Source organism: Phenylobacterium sp. (genome assembly GCF_036502675.1).
Lineage (GTDB): Bacteria > Pseudomonadota > Alphaproteobacteria > Caulobacterales > Caulobacteraceae > Phenylobacterium.
The window spans coordinates 35,798-56,058 of record NZ_DASXYF010000022.1 but is presented as its reverse complement, the minus strand read 5'-3'; the positions used below and the strand labels follow the sequence as shown (position 1 = coordinate 56,058).

Annotated in this window: 19 protein-coding genes; 3 read left to right on the top strand and 16 right to left on the bottom strand. The window is 71.2% G+C overall.

What is annotated here, in order from left to right:
- From VGL30_RS02995 to VGL30_RS02975, 5 genes are all read right to left on the bottom strand, one after another.
- The coding region (locus tag VGL30_RS02995) for an AAA family ATPase (RefSeq protein ID WP_331536623.1) at window positions 1–1,202 on the bottom strand (1,202 nt) is incomplete at its 3' end.
- Between the two features lie 8 nt (window positions 1,203–1,210).
- Entirely contained in the window at window positions 1,211–1,540 is a 330-nt protein-coding gene (gene clpS, locus VGL30_RS02990; protein WP_331536621.1) for an ATP-dependent Clp protease adapter ClpS, read from the bottom strand.
- 149 nt (window positions 1,541–1,689) lie between these two features.
- Window positions 1,690–2,961: a DNA polymerase IV gene (locus tag VGL30_RS02985; RefSeq protein WP_331536619.1), complete on the bottom strand. Its 1,272-nt coding sequence runs from the start codon at window positions 2,959–2,961 to the stop codon at window positions 1,690–1,692.
- The gene (locus VGL30_RS02980) at window positions 2,958–3,857 is read right to left on the bottom strand and encodes an ROK family protein (RefSeq protein ID WP_331536617.1); all 900 of its coding nucleotides are present in this window, start codon (window positions 3,855–3,857) and stop codon (window positions 2,958–2,960) included. The genes VGL30_RS02985 and VGL30_RS02980 overlap by 4 nt, the downstream gene beginning before the upstream one ends.
- A gap of 36 nt (window positions 3,858–3,893) precedes the next feature.
- The gene (locus VGL30_RS02975; protein WP_331536615.1) at window positions 3,894–4,523 is read right to left on the bottom strand and encodes a hypothetical protein; all 630 of its coding nucleotides are present in this window, start codon (window positions 4,521–4,523) and stop codon (window positions 3,894–3,896) included.
- Window positions 4,524–4,680: 157 nt separating this feature from the next.
- Between VGL30_RS02975 and VGL30_RS02970 the strand changes: the two genes are divergently transcribed.
- Complete coding sequence (locus VGL30_RS02970; RefSeq protein WP_331536613.1) at window positions 4,681–5,046, top strand: response regulator; 366 nt, start codon at window positions 4,681–4,683, stop codon at window positions 5,044–5,046.
- 7 nt (window positions 5,047–5,053) lie between these two features.
- On the top strand, window positions 5,054–6,418 hold the full coding sequence (locus tag VGL30_RS02965; RefSeq protein WP_331536611.1) for a PleD family two-component system response regulator: 1,365 nt from the start codon (window positions 5,054–5,056) through the stop codon (window positions 6,416–6,418).
- A 232-nt stretch (window positions 6,419–6,650) separates the two neighbouring features.
- Here VGL30_RS02965 and rpmG read toward each other — a convergent pair whose 3' ends face one another.
- The 11 genes from rpmG to VGL30_RS02910 form a co-directional block, all read right to left on the bottom strand.
- A complete protein-coding gene (gene rpmG, locus VGL30_RS02960) occupies window positions 6,651–6,818 on the bottom strand; it encodes a 50S ribosomal protein L33 (protein WP_331536609.1) in 168 nt (55 codons plus the stop codon).
- A gap of 276 nt (window positions 6,819–7,094) precedes the next feature.
- Window positions 7,095–7,811 carry an NUDIX hydrolase gene (locus VGL30_RS02955; RefSeq protein ID WP_331536607.1) on the bottom strand — a complete coding sequence of 239 codons (717 nt, stop codon included), beginning with the start codon at window positions 7,809–7,811 and terminating at the stop codon, window positions 7,095–7,097.
- A gap of 91 nt (window positions 7,812–7,902) precedes the next feature.
- A complete protein-coding gene (gene rnr / locus VGL30_RS02950) occupies window positions 7,903–10,188 on the bottom strand; it encodes a ribonuclease R (protein ID WP_331536605.1) in 2,286 nt (761 codons plus the stop codon).
- Between the two features lie 281 nt (window positions 10,189–10,469).
- Entirely contained in the window at window positions 10,470–13,088 is a 2,619-nt protein-coding gene (gene topA, locus VGL30_RS02945; protein WP_331536603.1) for a type I DNA topoisomerase, read from the bottom strand.
- Between the two features lie 78 nt (window positions 13,089–13,166).
- The gene (gene dprA / locus VGL30_RS02940; protein ID WP_331536600.1) at window positions 13,167–14,300 is read right to left on the bottom strand and encodes a DNA-processing protein DprA; all 1,134 of its coding nucleotides are present in this window, start codon (window positions 14,298–14,300) and stop codon (window positions 13,167–13,169) included.
- On the bottom strand, window positions 14,297–14,941 hold the full coding sequence (gene plsY / locus VGL30_RS02935) for a glycerol-3-phosphate 1-O-acyltransferase PlsY (protein ID WP_331536598.1): 645 nt from the start codon (window positions 14,939–14,941) through the stop codon (window positions 14,297–14,299). Before plsY ends, dprA begins: the two co-directional genes overlap by 4 nt.
- 46 nt (window positions 14,942–14,987) lie before the next feature.
- Window positions 14,988–16,283, bottom strand: a complete 1,296-nt coding sequence (gene pyrC / locus VGL30_RS02930) for a dihydroorotase (RefSeq protein ID WP_331536596.1) — start codon at window positions 16,281–16,283, stop codon at window positions 14,988–14,990.
- Window positions 16,280–17,257 (bottom strand): aspartate carbamoyltransferase catalytic subunit, encoded by a 978-nt coding sequence (locus tag VGL30_RS02925; RefSeq protein WP_331536594.1) that lies wholly within the window; start codon window positions 17,255–17,257, stop codon window positions 16,280–16,282. The genes pyrC and VGL30_RS02925 overlap by 4 nt, the downstream gene beginning before the upstream one ends.
- Window positions 17,258–17,287: 30 nt before the next feature.
- Window positions 17,288–17,761 (bottom strand): Holliday junction resolvase RuvX, encoded by a 474-nt coding sequence (gene ruvX / locus VGL30_RS02920; protein ID WP_331536592.1) that lies wholly within the window; start codon window positions 17,759–17,761, stop codon window positions 17,288–17,290.
- 119 nt (window positions 17,762–17,880) lie between these two features.
- Window positions 17,881–18,864 (bottom strand): hypothetical protein, encoded by a 984-nt coding sequence (locus VGL30_RS02915; RefSeq protein ID WP_331536589.1) that lies wholly within the window; start codon window positions 18,862–18,864, stop codon window positions 17,881–17,883.
- Window positions 18,864–19,535 carry a PspA/IM30 family protein gene (locus tag VGL30_RS02910; RefSeq protein WP_331536587.1) on the bottom strand — a complete coding sequence of 224 codons (672 nt, stop codon included), beginning with the start codon at window positions 19,533–19,535 and terminating at the stop codon, window positions 18,864–18,866. Before VGL30_RS02910 ends, VGL30_RS02915 begins: the two co-directional genes overlap by 1 nt.
- Before the next feature lie 146 nt (window positions 19,536–19,681).
- Between VGL30_RS02910 and VGL30_RS02905 the strand changes: the two genes are divergently transcribed.
- Window positions 19,682–20,254 carry a LemA family protein gene (locus VGL30_RS02905; RefSeq protein WP_331536585.1) on the top strand — a complete coding sequence of 191 codons (573 nt, stop codon included), beginning with the start codon at window positions 19,682–19,684 and terminating at the stop codon, window positions 20,252–20,254.
- Window positions 20,255–20,261 lie beyond the last annotated feature (7 nt).

Sequence of the window (20,261 nt, the reverse complement as noted above, 5' to 3'; positions counted from 1 at the left end):
TTGTCGGGCAGCTTGCGGTCGGTGATGTACTTGGCCGAGAGCTCCACCGCCGCCTTGATGGCGTCAGAGGTGTAGCGCAGCTTGTGGAAGTCCTCGTAGTAGGACTTCAGCCCCTTGAGGATCTTGATGGTGTCCTCGATCGTGGGCTCGTTCACGTCGATCTTCTGGAAGCGCCGGACCAGCGCCCGGTCCTTCTCGAAGTGCTGTCGGAATTCCTTGTAGGTGGTCGAGCCCATGCACCGAAGGGTGCCCGAGGCCAGCGCAGGCTTCAGGAGGTTCGAGGCGTCCATCGCCCCGCCCGAGGTGGCGCCCGCGCCGATCACCGTGTGGATCTCGTCGATGAACAGGATGGCGTCGGCGTGGTTCTCCAGCTCCTTGACCACCTGCTTGACCCGCTCCTCGAAGTCGCCGCGATAGCGGGTGCCCGCCAGCAGCGAGCCCATGTCGAGCGAGAAGATGGTCGAGCCGGCGAGAACCTCCGGCACCTGCTTGTTGACGATCTTGCGCGCCAGGCCCTCGGCGATGGCGGTCTTGCCGACGCCGGGGTCGCCCACCAGCAGCGGGTTGTTCTTGGTGCGGCGGCAGAGGATCTGGATGCAGCGCTCGACCTCGGAGGAGCGGCCGATCAGGGGATCGACCTTGCCCTGCTTGGCCTTCTCGTTGAGGTTGACGCAGTAGGCGTCCAGCGCTTCGCCGCCGGTCTTCACCACCGGCTTCTCCTCGTCGTCGGCGCCCTTGACAGCCTTCGCCTCGGTCGCGCCGGCCTTCTTGGCGATGCCGTGGGCGATGTAGTTGACCGCGTCGTAGCGGGTCATGTCCTGCTCCTGCAGGAAGTAGGCGGCGTGGCTCTCCCGTTCGGAGAATATCGCCACCAGCACGTTGGCGCCGGTGACCTCTTCACGGCCGGAGGACTGCACGTGGATCACCGCGCGCTGGATCACCCGCTGGAAGGAGGAGGTGGGCTTGGCGTCCTCGCCGTCGTCCACCACCAGCGAGCGCAGCTCGTTGTCCACGTAGTTGTTGAGGGTCGTGCGCAGCGAGCCGAGGTCCACCTCGCAGGCGCGCATGACGCCCGCGGCGTCCTCATCGTCGATGAGGGAGAGCAGCAGGTGCTCCAGGGTCGCGTACTCGTGCTTACGCTGGTTGGCGTAGGCCACGGCGCGGTGGAGGGATTCTTCCAGTTGGCGTGAAAACGAAGGCAATCTCGGCCTCAATCCTTTTCCATGGTGCACTGCAGCGGATGTTGATGCCGCCTGGCGGTATCAACGACCTGCGCAACTTTTGTTTCCGCCACCTCGTAAGTGAACACGCCGCACACGCCGACCCCATGTTGGTGGACATGCAGCATGATCCTGGTCGCATCTTCGCGCGACTTGTTGAAAAACTGCTCAAGTACGTACACGACGAACTCCATCGGCGTGTAATCGTCGTTCAAGAGCAGAACGCGATAGAGCGACGGCTTCTGCGTCTTCGGCTTTGTCTGAGTCGTGACCGCCGACCGGACGCCCGTAGCCTGATCACCTTGCTTTCGCTCGGCCATCGAACAGGTCTCCTGACGGACGCTAGGGCGCCGCCCTTGGGGGATTAGATATGGAAAAGATGCCCGTTTGGAAGGGTCGATTTGTCGCGCCGCCTCGTATTAACGACGACGGGGCGATTTTGATGCACCGCCGCCCCAGGCCGCAACCCTCATTCGGGCGGTGCGGTGCGCGCCCGGAGCGCCCGGCCGGACGTGACCGCGTCCGGGCCGAATCGCGCCCTCAGGGCGTCCACGCTGCGTTCGCCGGCCAGCGCCCGCCGTTCGGCGCCTGCGAACAGGTCGTCCTCCACGGCGCCGGCGTCGAGGAGCTCGGCGATGCCGACGCCGATCAGCCGCCAGCGGCGCGCGCCCACCTCCGGCGCCAGCAGCTCGCGGCCGACGGCGAACAGGGTCCTGGCCGTCTGGGTGGGGGCCGGCAGGGCGCGCCTGCGGGTGATGATGCGGAAATCGTCGGTCTTCAGCTTCAGCGTCACCACCCGCCCCGCCACCCCGCCGGCCCGGGCCTGGCGCGCCACCCGCTCGCACAGCGGGGCCAGCCGGTCTTCCAGGTCGCTCAGGCCCGCCAGGTCCTCGCCGAAGGTGGTCTCCGCGCTGATGCCCTTGCGCGCCTGCCGCGGGTCCACCGGGCGGTTGTCGCGGCCGTGCGCCAGGTCCCATAGGCGCAGGCCGTGGGCGCCGAAGCGGCCGGCCAGGTCGCGCGGCGCGGCGCGGGCCAGGTCGCCGACCGTCGCGAGGCCCGCCACCGCCATGGATTTCACCGTGGCCGGGCCGACGCCGGGCAGGATCGAGACCGGCCGCGGGGCCAGGAAGGCTTGCGCCTCCGCCTGGCCGATCACCGAGAAGCCGCGGGGCTTGTCGAGGTCCGAGGCGATCTTGGCCAGGAACTTGTTGGGCGCCAGGCCGATGGAGACGGTGATTCCCACCTCGGCCTCGATCCTGGCCTGCAGGCGGGCGAGGGTGGCGGCGGGGGCGGCGCCGTGCAGCCGCTCGGTGCCGGAAAGGTCCATCCAGGCCTCGTCCAGCGACAGGGGCTGGATCAGCGGGGTGAGCTCGGCTGCGAAGCCCAGGATGCGCTTGCTCTCCGCGCGGTACTTCGAAAAGTCCGGCTTGATCACCACCGCCTGCGGGCAGGCGCGCAGGGCCTTGAACATCGGCATGGCCGAGCGCACCCCGAAGATGCGGGCGATGTAGCAGCAGGTGGTCACCACCCCCCGCTTGCCGCCGCCCACGATCACCGGCTGGTCGCGCAGCTCCGGCCGGTCGCGCTTCTCCACCGAGGCGTAGAAGGCGTCGCAGTCCATGTGGGCGATGGTGAGCCGGTCGAGCTCCGGGTGGGCGACCACGCGCGGCGAGCCGCAGGCGGCGCAGCGGCGCACCGCCTCCTGGTGGCGCGCGAGGCAGTCGCGGCACAGCGCGCTCATTCCGCCGGCTCCAGCGGCCAGAGCCGCGCCGCGCCGCGCACGCCGGACGAATCGCCGTGCCGCGCCGGGCGCACCGGCGTGGTGAACAGGTCGGAGAAGACGTGCGTCCCGATCGCCGCCGGAAGCCTTTCGTAGAGCGCCTGCACGTTGGACATGCCGCCGCCCAGGACGACAACGTCGGGATCGACCACGTCGCAGATCACCGCCAGGCCGCGGGCGAGGCGGCTCACGTAGCGGTCGAGCGATGCGGCTGCCGCCGCGTCGCCCGTCTCCGCGGCCCGGGCGACGGCCTCGCCGGTCAGGCCGCGCCCGTGGTCGCGGGCGAAGCCCGGGCCGGATATCCACAGCTCCAGGCAGTTGCGCCGTCCGCACCAGCAGCGCGGCCCGGGATATTCGTGGGCGTCGGGCCAGGGCAGAGGCGTGTGGCCCCATTCGCCGCCGATGGCGTTGCGGCCGCTCTGCAGCCGGCCGCGCACCACCAGCCCGCCGCCGCAGCCCGTGCCCAGGATGGCGGCGAACACCACCTCCGCGTCTTCGCCGGCGCCGTCCTGCGCTTCGGAGAGCGCCAGGCAGTCGGCGTCGTTGGCCAGCCGCACCGGCCGTCCCAGGACGGCCTCCAGGTCGCGCCGGAAGGGCTTGCCGTTGAGCTGGTTGGAATTGGCGTTGCGGATCAGCCCGTCCCGCGGCGAGGCCGAGCCCGGGCCGCCGACCCCCACCGGCGCGCCCTCCGCGCCGGCCTCGGCCTCCGCCCGGGCGACGAGGCCGCGCACCGTCGCCAGCGCCTCCGCGTAGTCCGGCGGCGACGGCGCGCGCACCCGGGCCAGGAACCGGCCGTCGGCGCCCAGCGCCGCGGCTTCGATCTTGGTCCCGCCGAAATCCACCCCGATCCGGATCATCAGGCGAGCATACCCGATTTGTTCCGGCCTTGGACCTCACCTCTCCGCCAGCGACGCCGCCACGGCCTCGCCCAGCTCCGTCCAGTCGTCGATGCGCCGGTGGCGGTCGGGCGCGGCGGGGGCCAGGGGCTGCAGGCGCACGTCGGCCACATGCTGGAACCGCGCCACGCCGGGATCGGCCTCGGCCACCGAATCGAGGTTGGAGACCAGGTCGTCCACGAACGCGCAGCGCCGGGTGGTGCGGGCGGCCATGGCGGCGGCCGGCGGTCCCTTGGGCCCGCTGCTCAGCATCAGCGGATAGTCGAGCCCGTGCCGGCCCAGCCAGCGGGCTCGGCCCAGCCGGGCGGGCGCTGGCGCGTTGGACAGCACGACCACCGTGGCCTGGCGCGAGATCCGCCGCAGGGCCTCGGCGGCGCCGGGCGCCGGCTCCATGTCGGCGCAGCCTCGGCGGAAGAACTCGTCGAACAGCCGCCGTCCCTCGGCAAGGTCCAGGTGCTCCGCCGCGCCCGGCGCATAGATGTTCTGGAAGAGGGCGTAGCGGTCGAGGCGTAGCTCCAGGCCGTGGCCCTGTAAAAAGACGCCGAAGCTGGCCATGAACAGTCCCAACACCTCGTCGACGTCGACGATGAACAGGGGCCGCTCGCGATCTATGCCTAGACGCCCCATCTCTATGCGACGGACGTCATCGAGAGGGACGGATATGTGGCCCAGTGGAGCCTCCTTCGCGGCTAACGAAGTTTAAGGATATCCGTGTGATGACTCAGCCACGGGTGGGTGTTGGCGAGTGATTCTCGCCGGCAAATGAAAGATCGTCGAGACGACAATGGCCAAGAAGGTCCTCATCGTCGAGGATAACGAGCTGAATATGAAGCTCTTTCATGACCTGCTCGATGCGCAGGGCTATGAGACCCTTCAGACGCGCGAGGGCCTGCAGGCGCTCGCGCTGGCCCGTGAGCACCGCCCCGACCTGATTCTGATGGACATCCAGTTGCCGGAGATCTCCGGCCTGGAAGTCACCAAGTGGCTGAAGGAAGACGACGACCTGGCGCACATCCCGGTGGTCGCCGTGACGGCCTTCGCCATGAAGGGCGACGAGGAACGCATCCGTGAGGGCGGTTGCGAGGCCTACATCTCAAAGCCCATCTCCGTGACGCATTTCCTCGAAACCATCCGTCGATTGTTGGGTTAGCCCCGCCATGTCCGCGCGTATCCTGGTCGTCGACGACATCGAAGCCAACGTCCGGCTGCTGGAAGCCAAGCTCACCGCGGAATACTACGAGGTGCTGACGGCGAACGACGGGCCGACCGCCCTGGCCATCGCCGCGTCCGAGAAGCCGGACATCGTGCTCCTCGACGTGATGATGCCGGGCATGGACGGCTTCCAGGTCTGCCGCCGGCTGAAGGACGATCCCGAGACGCGCCACATGCCGGTGGTGCTGGTCACGGCCCTGGACGGCCGGGCCGACCGGATCGCCGGGCTGGAGGCGGGCGCCGACGAGTTCCTGACCAAACCCATCGACGACATGATGCTGTTCGCCCGGGTGCGCAGCCTCACGCGCCTGAAGACGGTGATCGACGAGCTGCGCGAGCGCGAGGCCTCCGGCCGGCGCATGGGGGTGATCGCCGGCGCGGCGTCGCGCCTGGGCGGCTCCGGCGGGCGGGTGCTGATCATCGACGACCACGAGCGCCAGGCCGCCCGGGTATGCAGCGAGCTGGCCGTCGAGCACCGGCCGGTGGTGGAATCCGATCCCGAGAAAGCCCTGGTCACCGCCAAGGGGCCGGTCGACCTGGTGATCATCAACGCCGCCGCCCGCGGCTTCGACGGCCTCAGGCTCGCCGCCCAGATCCGCTCGGACGAGGCCACCCGGCACCTCCCGATCCTGGCGATCGTCGACTTCGACGAGCGGCCGCGGCTGGTGAAGGCGCTGGAGATCGGCGTCAACGACATCCTGGCCAGGCCGATCGACCCGCAGGAGCTGGCCGCGCGCGCCCGCACCCAGATCCGCCGCAAGCGCTACACCGACTACCTGCGCGACAACCTCGACCATTCGCTGGAGCTGGCGGTCACCGACCAGCTCACCGGCCTGCACAACCGGCGCTACATGTCCGGCCAGCTCGACGCGCTGGTGAAGCGGGCGGGCCTGGGCGGCGACCCGGTCGCGACCCTGTTGATCGACATCGACCACTTCAAGAAGATCAACGACGGCTTCGGCCACGACGTGGGCGACGAGGTGCTGCGCGAGTTCGCCGTGCGCCTGGCCTCCAACGTGCGCGCCATCGACCTGCCGTGCCGCTACGGCGGCGAGGAGTTCGTGGTGGTCATGCCCGACACGTCCCTGGAGGACGCCCACCGCATCGCCGAGCGCATCCGCCTGCACGTCGCCGGCTCGCCGTTCCGGGTGATGGGCGGGGCGGAACTGCTGACCGTCACCATCTCCATCGGCGTCGCCGCCAGCATCGGCGAACTCGACCGGCCCGACGCCCTGCTCAAGCGCGCCGACGAGGCGGTCTACGAGGCCAAGGCCTCCGGCCGCAACAAGGTCATCGCCCGGGCGGCGTAGGGGGCGGGGCTTCCTTCATTGTGACGTCATGGCCGGCCTTGTGCCGGCCACCCATGATCTCCGCGGTCCAAGGCGGCCCGCCGCATGGCCGCGCGCGCCCGGCGTCCGCCGTGGGCATGGGTCATCGGGACAGGCCCGATGACGACGTCCGCTGTGGTGAACGGCGCCCCCAAAAAATAAAACGCCCGGATATTTCCGGGCGTTCTCAAATCAAATCAGACGTGTAAGCGCCCTACTTGATCTTGCCTTCGCGGAATTCCACATGCTTGCGGACCACGGGGTCGTACTTCTTGACGACCATCTTCTCGGTCTTGGTGCGGGCGTTCTTCTTGGTGACGTAGAAGTAGCCGGTGTCCGCCGAGGAGTTCAGGCGGATCTTGATGGAGGCGGGCTTCGCCATGGTCGGTCCCTAGCGGTCAGGCGGCGCTGAGGCCGGCGGTCGAAAATGAGGCGCGGACAATACGAATCGCGCCCGCAAAGTCAATGCGCCGGCGCGTCGAACATCGGCCAGGCCGCTTGGACGACGAAAGTCCGACGCTATATTGCCGTTTCGCCCCGCGGGTTTCGCGACCACCGCGGGGTCGGCGCCGAGCTGCGCATCCCGCCCGAGGGGCTGCGCCGCCTGGGGGCCGCGCCGAAGACATGAACGCCCCCCCTCGGGAGGGAAGGGCTTCGACTAGAGATGCGTCACCGTCAGCGCCCTGCGGCCCGCGCGCACGAACGGCACGTTGCGGTCGGGAGCCTCCAGCCTCGCCTCCAGCTCCTGCAGTATGAAGCGGGTGACGTTCGGCAGGTCCAGTTTCATCGCCTCCTGCAGGTTCACCCAGGCGATCTCGTCCAGCTCACCGCAGTCGGGCTGGCGCTCCAGGGTGAGCAGCCGTTCCGCGTCGGCCATGAAGAAGCGGGCGTCGAAGCGCTTGGGCAGCGCCGGGGGGGTGATGGCGCGGGCCACCAGGTCCAGGGCGTCCAGGTCGGGCAGGGCGCCCTGGGCCAGGAACTCGCGCCAGGGGCCGGCGGCGCTGCGGGCCGGCGCCGGACGGGCCAGCAACAGCCCCGCCTCCTCGAAGGTCTCGCGCACGGCGGCCAGCGCCACCGCGCGGGCGCGGGCTTCCGGCGTCCTGGCGCGCAGCATGGCGGCCACCTCCGGCCGCAGGTCGGTGGCGTAGGGCGCGCGGGCGTCGCCCGGGTCGACCCGGCCGCCCGGGAACACCCACTTGTCGGGCATGAAGCTGTGGCCGCGGTTGCGGCGGCCCATCAGCACCTGCGGGCGCGCTCCGTCCCGGCGCACCAGGATCAGGGCGCCGGCGTCTTTCGGCCGCACGGCGCGTGTGCCCGCCGGCCGGGTCACGGACGGGTCGTCGATTTGCGGCGGGTCGAAGATCTGCTCGGTCATGCCCGTCCTAATGCACGATCATCCCGTCCCGCGCACCCGCCTCCGGCCCTCCTTCCGGCCCTGTCCCGCAGAGGCCGGGAGGAAAGGGAGTCTACCGCCGCCGCGGCGGGCCGCCCCGGCGCGAATCCGGCCGGGGCGGCGGACCCCGGCGGCGCATGCCGGGCCGCGGGCGCACGCCCCGGGGGTCCGGCGGGGCCGGGTCGCTCAGCATGTCGAACAACAGGCCGCCGGTGATCGGCGTGGCCTCCGCCAGCCGCACCTGCACGGTCATGCCCAGCGGCCAGCGCTGGCCGGTGCGCTCGCCCACCAGGGCGTGGGCGGCCTCGTCGTGCACGAAATACTCCGACCCCAGCCGCGAGACCGGGACCAGGCCGTCGGCCCCGGTCTCCGCCAGCCGCACGAACAGGCCGAAGCGGGTGACGCCGGTGATCCGCCCCTCGAACTCCGCCCCCACCCGGTCGGACAGGAAGGCCGCCACGTAGCGGTCGGTGGCGTCGCGCTCGGCGGCCATGGCGCGGCGCTCGGCGGCGGTGATGCTCTCGGCGGTGTCCTTCAGCCGGGCGATCTCGCGGTCGGTCAGCCCGTCGTCGCCCAGGCCCAGGGCGCGGATCAGCGCCCGGTGGACGATCAGGTCGGCGTAACGGCGGATCGGCGAGGTGAAGTGGGCGTAACGGCCGAGGTTCAGCCCGAAGTGGCCGATGTTGTCGGCGGAATAGACCGCCTGCATCTGGCTGCGCAGCACCACCTCGTTGATGATCTCGCGGTGCGGCCCTTCCCGGGTGTCGGCCAGCAGGCGGTTGAAGCGGTCGGTGCGCGGCGCCTCGCCCTTCGACCACGGCACCCCCAGGGTGGCCAGGAACTCCACCAGCGACTGGATCTTCTCGGGGCTGGGCGTGTCGTGGATGCGGTAGATCAGCGGCGTTTGCTTGCCTTCCAGGGTTTCCGCCGCAGCCACGTTGGCCTGGATCATCATCTCCTCGATCAGCCGGTGCGCCTCCAGCGAGGCGCGCGGCGTGATCGAGGCCACCTTGCCGTCCTCGCCGATGACGATCTTTCGCTCGGGGCTGTCGATGGCCAGCGGCGAGCGGGCGTCGCGGCCCTGCTTCATCACCGCATAGGCCGCATAGAGCGGCTTCAGGATCGGCTCCAGCAGCGGTCGCGTCTGGTCATCCGGCGTCCCGTCGACGGCGGCCTGCGCCTGTTCGTAGGCCAGCTTGGCGGCCGAGCGCATCAGGCCGCGGACGAAGCGGTGCGAACGCTTGCGCCCATCGGCGCCGAACACCATCCGCACCGCCAGGCAGGCGCGGTTCTCGCCTTCGCGCAGGGAACAGAGCCCGTTGGAGAGCCGCTCGGGCAGCATCGGCTCCACCCGGTCGGGGAAGTAGACGCTGTTGCCCTTCTCGCGCGCCTCCTCGTCGAGGGCCGAGCCCGGTCGGACGTAGGCGGCCACGTCGGCGATGGCCACCCAGACGGTCCAGCCGCCCGGGTTCTTCGCGTCGTCGTCGGGGGCGGCGTAGACTGCGTCGTCGTGGTCGCGGGCGTCGGCCGGGTCGATGGTGACGAAGGGGACGTCGCGCAGGTCCTCGCGGTCGGCCAGGGTCGGTGGCTGGGCGGCTTCGGCTTCGGCCTCCGCGGCGGGGGTGAAGCCCATGGGGATCCCATGGGTGTGGATGGCGATCAGCGAGGCGGCGCGAGGCTCGTCCTCCCGGCCCACCACTTCCAGCACCTTGCCGCGGTGCGGACCGAAGCGGCGCTCGGCCGCGCCCACCTGGGCCAGCACCAGGTCGCCGTCGCGCAGGTCGCGGGCGCCCGGATCGGTGAGCACCAGGCTCTGCTTGGAGCGGCGGTCCACCGGCTCCACCCGCACCTCGCGGTTGGATTTCCGCACCACCCCCAGCACCCGGTGGGCGCTCTGGCCCAGGCGCTTGATCAGCCGGGCTTCGAGGTCGCCGCTCTCCGAGCGCTCAAACCGCACCAGCAGGCGGTCGCCCAGGCCCGGCGCGCCGGCGGCCGGCTCATTCCGGTCGGGGACCAGGCGGGCGTTCGGCGTATCCTCGCCCTGGGTCAGGCGCACCCACAGCTCGCCGTCGGCGTCGCGCTCGACCACGTCGGCCACGCCCACCGGGGGCAGGGCGCCGGCCTCCGAAACCCGGCGGCCGCCGCGGCGCACCAGGGCCCCGCTCTCCTCCAGCTCGCGCAGCATCTCCCGCAGGGCGCGCCGGTCGGCGCCCTTCAGCCCGAACGCCTGGGCGATCTCGGCCCGGGCGGCGTCGGGATGCCGCCGCACGTACTCCAGCAGGGCGTCGCGCTCAGGCAACCCCTGCGCCGGGCGGGCGGACTTGAAGCGGGACGCCTTCGGGGCGCGGGTTCTGGCCATGGGTCATCTAACGCGGAATCGGGGGTCTGGGGACGGATACGCCCGCTCATCCGGCGAAAGCGCTATAGGCGCTAACTTTGAGCGCGGCCCTATTTCCTCCCCTGTCCCGCAGAGGACGGGGAAGGGGGACCGCCCGCCGAAGATCGGGTGGTGGAGGGGGCGTAGACTTGGCGCAGTGCGTCGGCTCGCCCCCACCGTCACGTCCTCTGCGGGGCGCGCCTCCTCCCCCGTCCTCTGCGGGACAGGGGAGGAAAAAGGCGTTGGGACGAGTGGAGAAGGCGTCAGCCCGCCGCGGCCTTCTTCTTCGCGGGAGCCTTTCTGGCGGCGGGCTTCTTGGCGGCCGCCTTCTTGGGAGCCGCCGCCTTCGCCGCCGCCGGCTTCTTCGCCCCACGCTTGGGTTTGCCGCCGCCCTTGGCCTCGCGCTCGGCCAGCAGCTTCACCGCCTCCTCCAGCGTCAGGGCCTTGGGGTCGCTGTTGCGCGGCACGTTGGCGTTGGTCGAGCCGTGCTTGACGTAGGGCCCGTAGCGGCCGGGCATCACGCGGACCGGCTGCCCGTCGGCGGGGTGGGCGCCCAGCTCGGCCAGCGGCTGGGCCTCGCCGCGGCCGCGTCCCGGGCCGCCGGCGCGCTTCTCCGCCAGCAGCGCCACGGCGCGGTTCAGCCCCACCTCGAACACCTCGTCCACCGACGGCAGGTTGGCGTAGGTGCCGTTGTGCTGCACGAAGGGGCCGTAGCGGCCGATGCCGGCCAGGATCGCCTGGCCGTCCTCGGGGTGCGCCCCCACCTCGCGCGGCAGGCGCAGCAGGCGCAGGGCCTTCTCCAGGTCCATGACCGCCGGCGACCAGGTCTTGGGCAGGCTGCCGCGCTTGGGCTTCTCGCCTTCGCCCAGCTGCACGTAGGGCCCGAAGCGGCCGGCCTTCAGATAGACCGTCAGGCCGGTCTCCGCATCGACCCCCAGCTCGCGCTCGCCGCTGGCGGTTTCGGCCTCGTCGCCTTCCGATTGGGCCAGCGGGCGGGTGTAGCGGCACTCGGGATAATTGGAGCAGCCGATGAAGGCGCCGAACTTGCCGGTCTTCAGCGACAGCCGCCCCGTCCCGCAGGTCTGGCAGGTCCGGGGGTCGCTTCCGTCGCCTCGGTCGGGGAAGATGTGCGGGCCCAGCGCCTCGTTCAGCGCCTCCAGCACCTGGCCCACCCGAAGGTCGCCGATCTCGCCCACGGCGCCGGAGAAATCCGTCCAGAACTCGCGTAGTAGCACCTTCCAGTCGAGCTCGCCGGCTGAGACCAGGTCGAGCTTCTCCTCCAGTGCGGCGGTGAAGTCGTACTCGACGTACTTGAGGAAGAACTCCTCCAGGAAGGCGGTGACCAGCCGGCCCTTGTCCTCCGGGATGAAGCGGTTCTTGTCCATGCGGACGTATTCGCGGTCGCGCAGCACGGTGAGGATCGAGGCGTAGGTGGAGGGCCGGCCGATGCTCAGCTCCTCCATCTTCTTGACCAGGCTGGCTTCCGAATAGCGCGGCGGCGGTTCGGTGAAGTGCTGGTCGGCGCGGGCGGCGAGCACCCGGGCGTCGGCGCCGTCCCTCACCGCCGGCAAGCGGCCGCCCTCCTCGTCGTCCGGGTCGTCGCGGCCTTCCTCGTAGACGGCCAGGTAGCCGTCGAACAGCACCACCTGGCCGGTGGCGCGCAGGCCGGTCTTCCCGTCGGCGGACTCCAGGTCGATGGTGGTCCGCTCGATGCGGGCGGACTCCATCTGCGAGGCGATCATCCGCTTCCAGATCAGTTCGTAGAGCCGGCCCAGGTCGGCGTCCAGGCGCAGGGAGCCGGGGTTGCGGGCCAGGGCGGTGGGACGGATCGCCTCGTGCGCCTCCTGGGCGTTTTTGGCCTTGGTCTTGTAGATCCGGCCGCTCTCCGGGACATATTCGCGCCCATAGAGGCCGGCGATCACCTCGCGCGTCTCGGCCACCGCCTCGGGCGCCGACTGCACGCCGTCGGTCCGCATGTAGGTGATCAGGCCCACCGTCTCGCCGCCGATGTCGACGCCCTCATAGAGGCGCTGGGCGGCCTGCATGGTGCGCTGGGCGGAGAAGCCCAGCTTGCGGGCGGCCTCCTGCTGCAGGGTGGAGGTGGTGAAGGGGGGGGGCGGGGCCCGGCGGCCGGGCTTCTTCTCGACCGAGGCGACGCGGAAATCGGCGGCCTCGACGGCGGCGCGCGCGGCGTGCGCGGCGGCCTCGTCCGGCAGGTCGAACTTGGTGAGCTTCCGGCCCTGGTGCTTGTTCAGCCGGGCCAGGAACGGCTCGGCGCCGGCCGAGACGTCCGCCTCGACGGTCCAGTACTCCTGGGTGCGGAACCGCTCGATCTCCAGCTCGCGGTCGACGATCAGCCGCAGGGCCACCGACTGCACCCGGCCGGCCGAGCGCGCGCCCGGCAGCTTGCGCCACAGCACCGGCGAGAGGGTGAAGCCCACCAGGTAGTCCAGCGCCCGGCGGGCCAGGTAGGCGTCCACCAGCTCCATGTCGATGTCGCGCGGGTGCTTCATCGCCTCGGTGACGGCGGACTTGGTGATGGCGTTGAACACCACCCGCTGCACGGCGGCGCCCTTCAGGGCGCGCTTCTTCGACAGCACCTCCAGCACGTGCCAGGAGATCGCCTCCCCCTCGCGGTCGGGGTCGGTGGCCAGGATGATGGTCCTGGCACCCTTGGCGGCCTCGGCGATCTCGTTGAGCCGCTTGGCGGACTTGGCGTCCACGTCCCAGCTCATGGCGAAGTCTTCGTCGGGCCGCACCGAGCCGTTCTTCGCCGGCAGGTCGCGAACGTGCCCGTAGGAGGCCAGGACTATATAGTCCGACCCCAGGTACTTGTTGATGGTCTTGGCCTTCGCGGGGCTTTCGACGACGACGACGTTCATGGGGAGGTGACAGCCTGTCCCGGGTGGGAGACCCGTACTTTGTGAAGCCGCGGAAGTTGGGTCGTCGCCTCTGGCATGTCAACGGCGCACGGCTTTGGCTTGTCCCGCGACGGCCAGGCCGCCCGGCAGAAGCTCGGCCCGGCCGGCCAGCGCCAGCTCCACCAGCGCCGCGGAAACCTGCGGCGTCGAGGCGCCCGTCGCACGCACCAGTTCGTCGCGCGACACCGGCGTCGGCGAGAGCAGTCCGGCGATTCGCCGCCGCAGCGCCTCCGCGCCGGGATCGTCCCCGGCGTCGTTCGTCGCCGGCGGGCCGGTGAGGCGCTCCGTCCCCGGCTCGCGGAAGCCTGAGAAGCCGGCCAGGGCGCGCAGCACGTCCTCCGCGCCCTCGCACAGCGCCGCGCCCTGGCGGATGAGGTCGTTGGCGCCGCGGGCGCGAGGATCCAGCGGCGAGCCCGGCACGGCCAGCACCTCGCGGCCCTGCTCGGCGGCGAGCCGGGCGGTGATCAGCGAGCCCGAGCGGATCTCCGCCTCCACCACCACCACGGCGCGCGACAGGCCGGAGATGATCCGGTTGCGTCGCGGGAAGTCGCGGGCCTGGGCCGTGCGGCCCGGCGGATGCTCGGCCACCGCCAGCCCCTGCGCGACGATGCGTTCGTAGAGGCCGCGGTGCTCCGGCGGATAGACGTCGTCGATCCCGCCCGCCAGGACGGCGACCGTGCCGGTGGCGAGGCTTCCCTCGTGGCCGGCCGAATCGATCCCCCGCGCCAGGCCGGAGACGATCACCTGGCCCGCCGCGCCCAGCTCGGCGGCCAGGCCGCGGGCGAAGCGCTGGCCCGCGGCGGAGGCGACCCGCGCGCCGACGATGGCCACGGTGGAGCGTTGCAGCAGCGCCAGGTTCCCGCGGGTCCAGATCAGCGGCGGCGGCGGATCGAGCGCGGCCAGCATCTGCGGAAACTCCGGCTCGCAGGCGGCGATCAGCCGCGCGCCCAGGGCCTCGCCCGCGGCCAGCTCGCGCTCCATCTCGGCGCGGGGCGGGGAGGTCAACGCCTGTCCCCGTCCGCCCCGCCGGGCGAGGTCGGGAATCGCCGCCAGGGCCACGCCGGCGGTTCCGAAGCGGGCGAGCAGCTGGTCGAAGGTGACGGGACCGACGTTCTCGGTGCGGGCCAGCCGCAGCCAGTCCAGCCGCTCGTCGGGCGTCAGCCGGTGGATCACGCGGGCGGGTCCGCCTTGCCGGCGCCGATCCGGGGCTCCCGGCCCCTGACCAGCCGGCGGATGTTCTCCTGGTGGCGCACGAACACCAGGATCGCCATGAACAGCGCCATCAGCGTGATGGGCCGCGGCCCGTGGACCGCGAACACGAACAGCGGCGCCAGCGCCGCGGCGACCAGGGCGGCCAGCGAGGAGATCCGGAACAGGAAGGCGACGGCGATCCACGTCCCCGCCGCCAGCAGGCCCGCCGGCCAGGCCGCGGCCAGCAGGGCGCCCAGGAAGATGGCCACCCCCTTGCCGCCCCTGAACTTCAGCCAGACCGGGAACAGGTGGCCCAGGAACGCCGCCCCGCCGGCCAGGGCGGTCAGCAGCGTCTGGGTCGAGGCCGGCGACCCTCGCGAGGTCAGCCACGCCAGCAGCACCGCCAGCGCCCCCTTGCCGCCGTCGCCGACCAGGGTGATCAGCGCCAGGTCCTTGCGCCCGGTGCGCAGCACGTTGGTGGCCCCGATGTTGCCCGAGCCGATGGCCCGCAGGTCGCCCGCGCCGCCCAGCCGGGTGACGATCACCCCGAAAGGCACGGAGCCTAGCAGATAGCCGCCGACCACCGCGGCGGCGATCTGCGTCGGGCTGATGACGTCCAGCATCGATAGTCCCCCTCGCGCCACCTCCTAGCGTCCGGCGGGCTGCGCGTCACGCGTCGGCGCTGAAGACCGTCCGCCCGTCCACCACCGTGCGCAGTATGCGGCCCTGCAGCCTTCGCCCGTCGAATGGCGAGTTCTTCGACTTCGACACCAGCTTGTCGGCGTCGATCACCTGCGGCGCGTCGAGGTCGCAGAGCACCAGGTCGGCCGGGGCGCCCCTGGCCAGCCGGCCGGCGGGCAGGCCCAGCAGGTCGGCCGGCGCGCAGGTCACCGTGCGGATCAGGTCGATCAGCGGGATACGCCCCTCGTGGTGGAAGGCCAGCAGCGCCGGCAGCAGGGTCTGCAGGCCCACCGCGCCCGGCGCGGCCTCGTCGTAGGGCAGCCGCTTGTCCTCGGCCGGCGCCGGCGCGTGGGCGGAGACCACGATCTTCACCAGGCCGGTGGCCAGGGCCTCGATCAGCGCCTGCCGGTCGTCCTCGTGCCGCAGCGGCGGGTCCAGCTTGCAGAAGGTGCGGTAGTCGCCGATGTCGATCTCGTTGAACGACAGGTGGTTGATCGAAGCGGTGGCGGTCACCGGCAGCCCGCGGGACAGGCCGCGCTGCAGGCTTTCCAGCGCCAGCGCTGTGGTCACCTGATCGACGATCAGCCGCGCGCCGGTCAGCTCGACCAGGGCCAGGTCGCGCTCCAGCATGATCTTCTCGGCCGCGGCCGGCGCGCTGGGCAGGCCCAGGCGGCCGGCGAACTCGCCCTCGCTGGCGGCGGCGCCTGCGGTCAGCCAGGGATCGGCCGGCCGGTGCGCCACCTGCATGCCGAAGCCGGCGGCGTAGGCCAGCACCCGCCGCAGCACCTTGGAATCCACGATCGGCCGGTCGGCGTCGGTGACGTAGACGCAGCCCGCCTCGGCCATCAGGCCGATCTCCGCCATCCGCTCGCCCTTGCAGCCCTTGGTGGCGGCGCCGGCGGGGTAGACGTGGACCAGGTGGATGTCGCGCGCCCGGCGCAGGATGAAGTCGGCCACCGAGGGCTCGTCCACCACCGGGCTGGTGTCCGGCTGCACGACGATGGAGGTGACGCCGCCGGCCGCCGCCGCCAGGGCCGCGGACTTCAGCGTCTCCTTGGTCTCCGCGCCCGGCTCGCCGGTCTTGACCCGCAGGTCCACCAGGCCGGGCAGCAGCATCGCGCCGGCCGCGTCCACCACCTCCACGTCGTCGGACAGCGCGCCCAGGCCGGCGCCCTGCGCCGCCTCGACGATGACGCCGTCGCGCACCAGCACCGCGCCCGGCCCGTCCCAGCCGCTGGCCGGGTCCACCAACCGCGCGTTCACGAAGGCCTGCGGCCGGCTCACCGGTCGTTGTCCAGCCGCGCCGCCAGCGAGGCCAGCACCGCCATGCGCGCGGCCACGCCCATCTCCACCTGGTCCTGGATCAGGCTGACGGCCGGGTCGTCGGCCACGTCGGAATCGATCTCCACCCCGCGGTTCATCGGGCCGGGATGCATCACCCGGGCGTGCGGCGCGGCGTGGGCCAGCTTCTCGCGGTCGAGGCCGTAGAAGCGGAAATACTCCCGCTGCGATGGCGCCATCACCCCGTCCATCCGCTCGAGCTGCAGGCGCAGCGCCATCACCACGTCGCAGCCGGCGATGCCTTCGCGCATGTGGTGATGCACCGCCACGCCCCACCGCTCGGCCTCGGCCGGCATCAGGGTGGCCGGCCCCACCAGCCGCACCTCGGCCCCCAGCATCTGCAGGAGGGCGACGTTGGAGCGGGCGACGCGGCTGTGCAGCACGTCGCCGCAGATCGCCACCTTCAGCCCGGCGATGCGCCCGAAGGCGCGGCGCATGGACAGCGCGTCCAGCAGCGCCTGGGTCGGGTGCTCGTGCTGGCCGTCACCGGCGTTGATCACCGAGCAGCCCACCTTCTGGCTGAGCAGCGAGGCCGCCCCCGACGAGGCGTGCCGCACCACCAATATGTCCGGCTGCATGGCGTTCAGCGTCACCGCCGTGTCGATCAGGGTCTCGCCCTTGGACATCGCCGAGGACCGCGGGCTCATGTTGACCACGTCGGCGCCCAGCCGCTTGCCGGCCAGCTCGAAGGAGCTCTGCGTCCGCGTCGAGTTCTCGAAGAACAGGTTCATCAGCGTGCGACCCTTCAGGAGGTCGAGCTTCTTCGAGGTCTGGCGGTTGAGGCCGACGAAGCCGTCGGCCAGGTCCAGCAGGGCGCCCACCTCGACGACGTTCAGGTCGGTGACGGACAGGAAATGCCGCCGGGGGAAGGGGAATCGCCTTCCGATGACCTCGTCGAGACCTGCCAGCGTCGTCATTAAAGCGCGGTCATAGGCAGGTTCCGCCGCTTAGCCAAGCGCCGATCTGATCCGGTCGAGCGCGCCCTGCAGGATCCAGGCGGCGGCGGCCTTGTCCACCAGTTCCGCCCGCCGCGCCCGGGTCACGTCCGCCTCGTCGATCAGCATGCGGTTGACCGCCATCGAGCTCATCCGCTCGTCCCAGAACGCCACCGGCATCTCGCGCAGCCGCAGCAGGTTGCGCCCGAACGCCCGCACCGACTGGCACCGCGGCCCCTCGCTCCCGTCCATGTTCACCGGCAGGCCGATCACCACCCCGGCCGCCCCGCGCCCGTCCATCAGCTTGAACAGCGCTCCCGCGTCGTCGGTGAACTTCACCCTGCGGATCAGCTCCAGCGGCGTGGCCACCGACAGGCCGATGTCGGAGACCGCCACGCCGATGGTCTTCTCGCCGAGGTCCAGGCCCATGACCGGCGCGTGGCGGGGGAGGAGGGCGGGGAGGGCGAGGAGGTCGACGACGGGCATGAGGGGGTCATAGCAGGAGACGGGCGCGTGCGGGGCATGGTCGGTTTTTGGCTCTTCCGAGACGTCGGAGACGTCCGCTTTCTGGCGCAGAGGTGACCAGAACGACGCCGGGGTAGGTGTCAGACGCCGCGCCGGCCAAACGCGCGCGCGGATCCGGTCTCGAACCCCGGAGGTTGATTGACTGAGGCGGCGGCCGCTGGCGCGGTCGCTCCCGGTGCGGCGGTCCTCGGACTTGCCGGATCGAGCGGCCGGGCCGGTTGCGACGCCCCCGGAGGCGCCGCGGATGCGATCGGCGGGGGTGGGACTCCGCGACCGGCCTGCGCGGCCGCGAGCTCGATCACCAGACCTTCGAGCGTCCGGCCCTCCAGGTCGAGCAGGGCGGACGAAACGCCTACCCGCCCGCCGAACAAGCCGCCCCTCGCCAGGCGCACCATAAGGGAGCGCTGCGTGGCGACCTTCAGCAGGCCGTAGAAGGCGTAGGTGTTGACCCGCTGGATGTCGATGCTGGCCACCTGCGACCAGGCCAGTTCGCGCTGGGAGAACAGGGTCCGGACGCTCAGCCCCCGACTGTCCCAGCGTAGCGCCGTCAGGTCGCCGAAAGCGCGGCGCGCGGCGCCCAGGGACATGAGCGCAAAGACCGGGATCAGGACGGTCATGATGATCCGCAGCGGCCCGCCCAGATGGCCGACGCCCCAGACCGCAAACAGCACGGCGAATAGGCCGAAGCCTGCATGTGCCAGGAGCTTGCCGCGCGAATAGGCGAGGGCGGTGACGGGACCCGCAGCAGCGGGGACGAAGCGGGGGCCGGCGGTCGGGCGGGCGGGCGTCGCACCATCCAGGGCGCGAGGCCCACGCATGATTCGCAGCCCCACGGCGATGGTCAGGAGGCCAAGCCCGCCCGCGCCGATCAGGGTGGGGAGGCTGCCGGAGAGACCGGCGGCGAGTCCCGCGAAGGTCCAAAGGCCGCCAACGGCGCAGAGGCCGAGCCCGCGAACGGCGCGGCCGCCGGTGACGACCACATCCTTCCCGCGGGCCGCAGCGGTGCGCACCGTTGCGACGGCGGCGCTTTCGCGCCCCCAGCCTTCGGCCGGCTTGCGGATCATCAGGCCGCCGCCCCGGCCTTCAAGGCGGCCAGCCGCTCGGCCACCGACGCGCTCTTCTGAAGGCCATCGATCTCGGCCACGCGATTGATGGTTTCGGCGTCGGCGCGGGTGAAGCCCACGCCGCCTGCGCCGCTCATGGCGCGGTCGAAGGCCTGCTCGGCGGCGTCGACCTTCTTCTCGGCCGAGCGTTCGGGGCGGCTCGGGCCGTCGCCGCCCAGCGCGGCGTCGCGCCGCGCGATGGCGTAGGCTGAGAGCGCGTCCTCCATCTGCGCCTTGCGCGCCTTCAGCGAAGCCTGGCCGTCTTCGAGCCGGGCCTCCTCCTCGCGCGCCTGGGCCTGGATTTCGTCGAGCTTCCCAGCCTGTCCTTCCATGTCGATCTGGCGCGACAGGGCGGCCTCCGCGAGGTCATCGCGGCCTTCCTTCAGGGCGAACTTCGCCTTTTCGGTCAGTTCCTCGAGCCGCTGGGCCAGCATCTGCCTCTGCCGGGCGGCCTGCAGCCGCCGAGCCATGACAGCCTCGAGTTGGGCCTTCACCTGGTCGATGGCGCGATCGGCCTCGCGAACCGCCTCCCGCATGACGACCTCGCCGCCCGCCTCCTCCATGCGGTCGACTCCGTCTTCGACGTGAGCCGAAACAATGCGTGAAACGCGGGCGAAGATCGACTCGGCCATCGCCTGTCTCCAGATCTGTTGTCGTGTAATCCTGCGACGCCTCCACTTAAGCACAAGTTAAGCGGTGAAGTTTCGATTCTACATTTAATCTTCTTCAATCCTGGGCGGCTATAATTGTAGTTAACAGCTCGTGGATGGTGAGTTAGATGACTTTGATCTTGGTGATTGTCGGCTTCGTGGCATTGGCGGCGCTGACGCCCGTCGTCGTGTTCCTGGCGACGGGCAACCGCCTTGTGGCGCTTGACCAGCGCTGCGATACGGCCTTCTCCGACATCGACGTGCATCTGAAGCACCGTCACAACCTGATCCCCGGGCTGGTGGAGACCGTCCGCGGCGTCGCAAGCCACGAGCGCGACATCCTGCTCGGGATCACCGAGGCTCGCGCCGAAGCGATGCGCGCGTCCACGCCCGACATCCGCTTGGAAGCCGAGAAGAACATCAGCCAGCAGATCAACGCGCTGATGAGCTTGGCCGAGCGCTATCCCGAGCTGCAGGCGTCCAGCCACTTTGCCGACCTGCGCGCCGAGCTGGTCGCGGCCGAGAACCGGATCACCGCCTCGCGCCGCTTCTACAACCTCGCCGTCGGCGAGTACGGCGCGACTCTGCGGCAGTTCCCCGGCAGCCTCGTCGGCAAGATCCGGCGGATGAACCTGCGCCTGCCGTTCGACCTGGGCTTCGAGCGGGTGCTGATCGACGAGCCGGCGGCTTTCAAGTTCTGATCCGCCG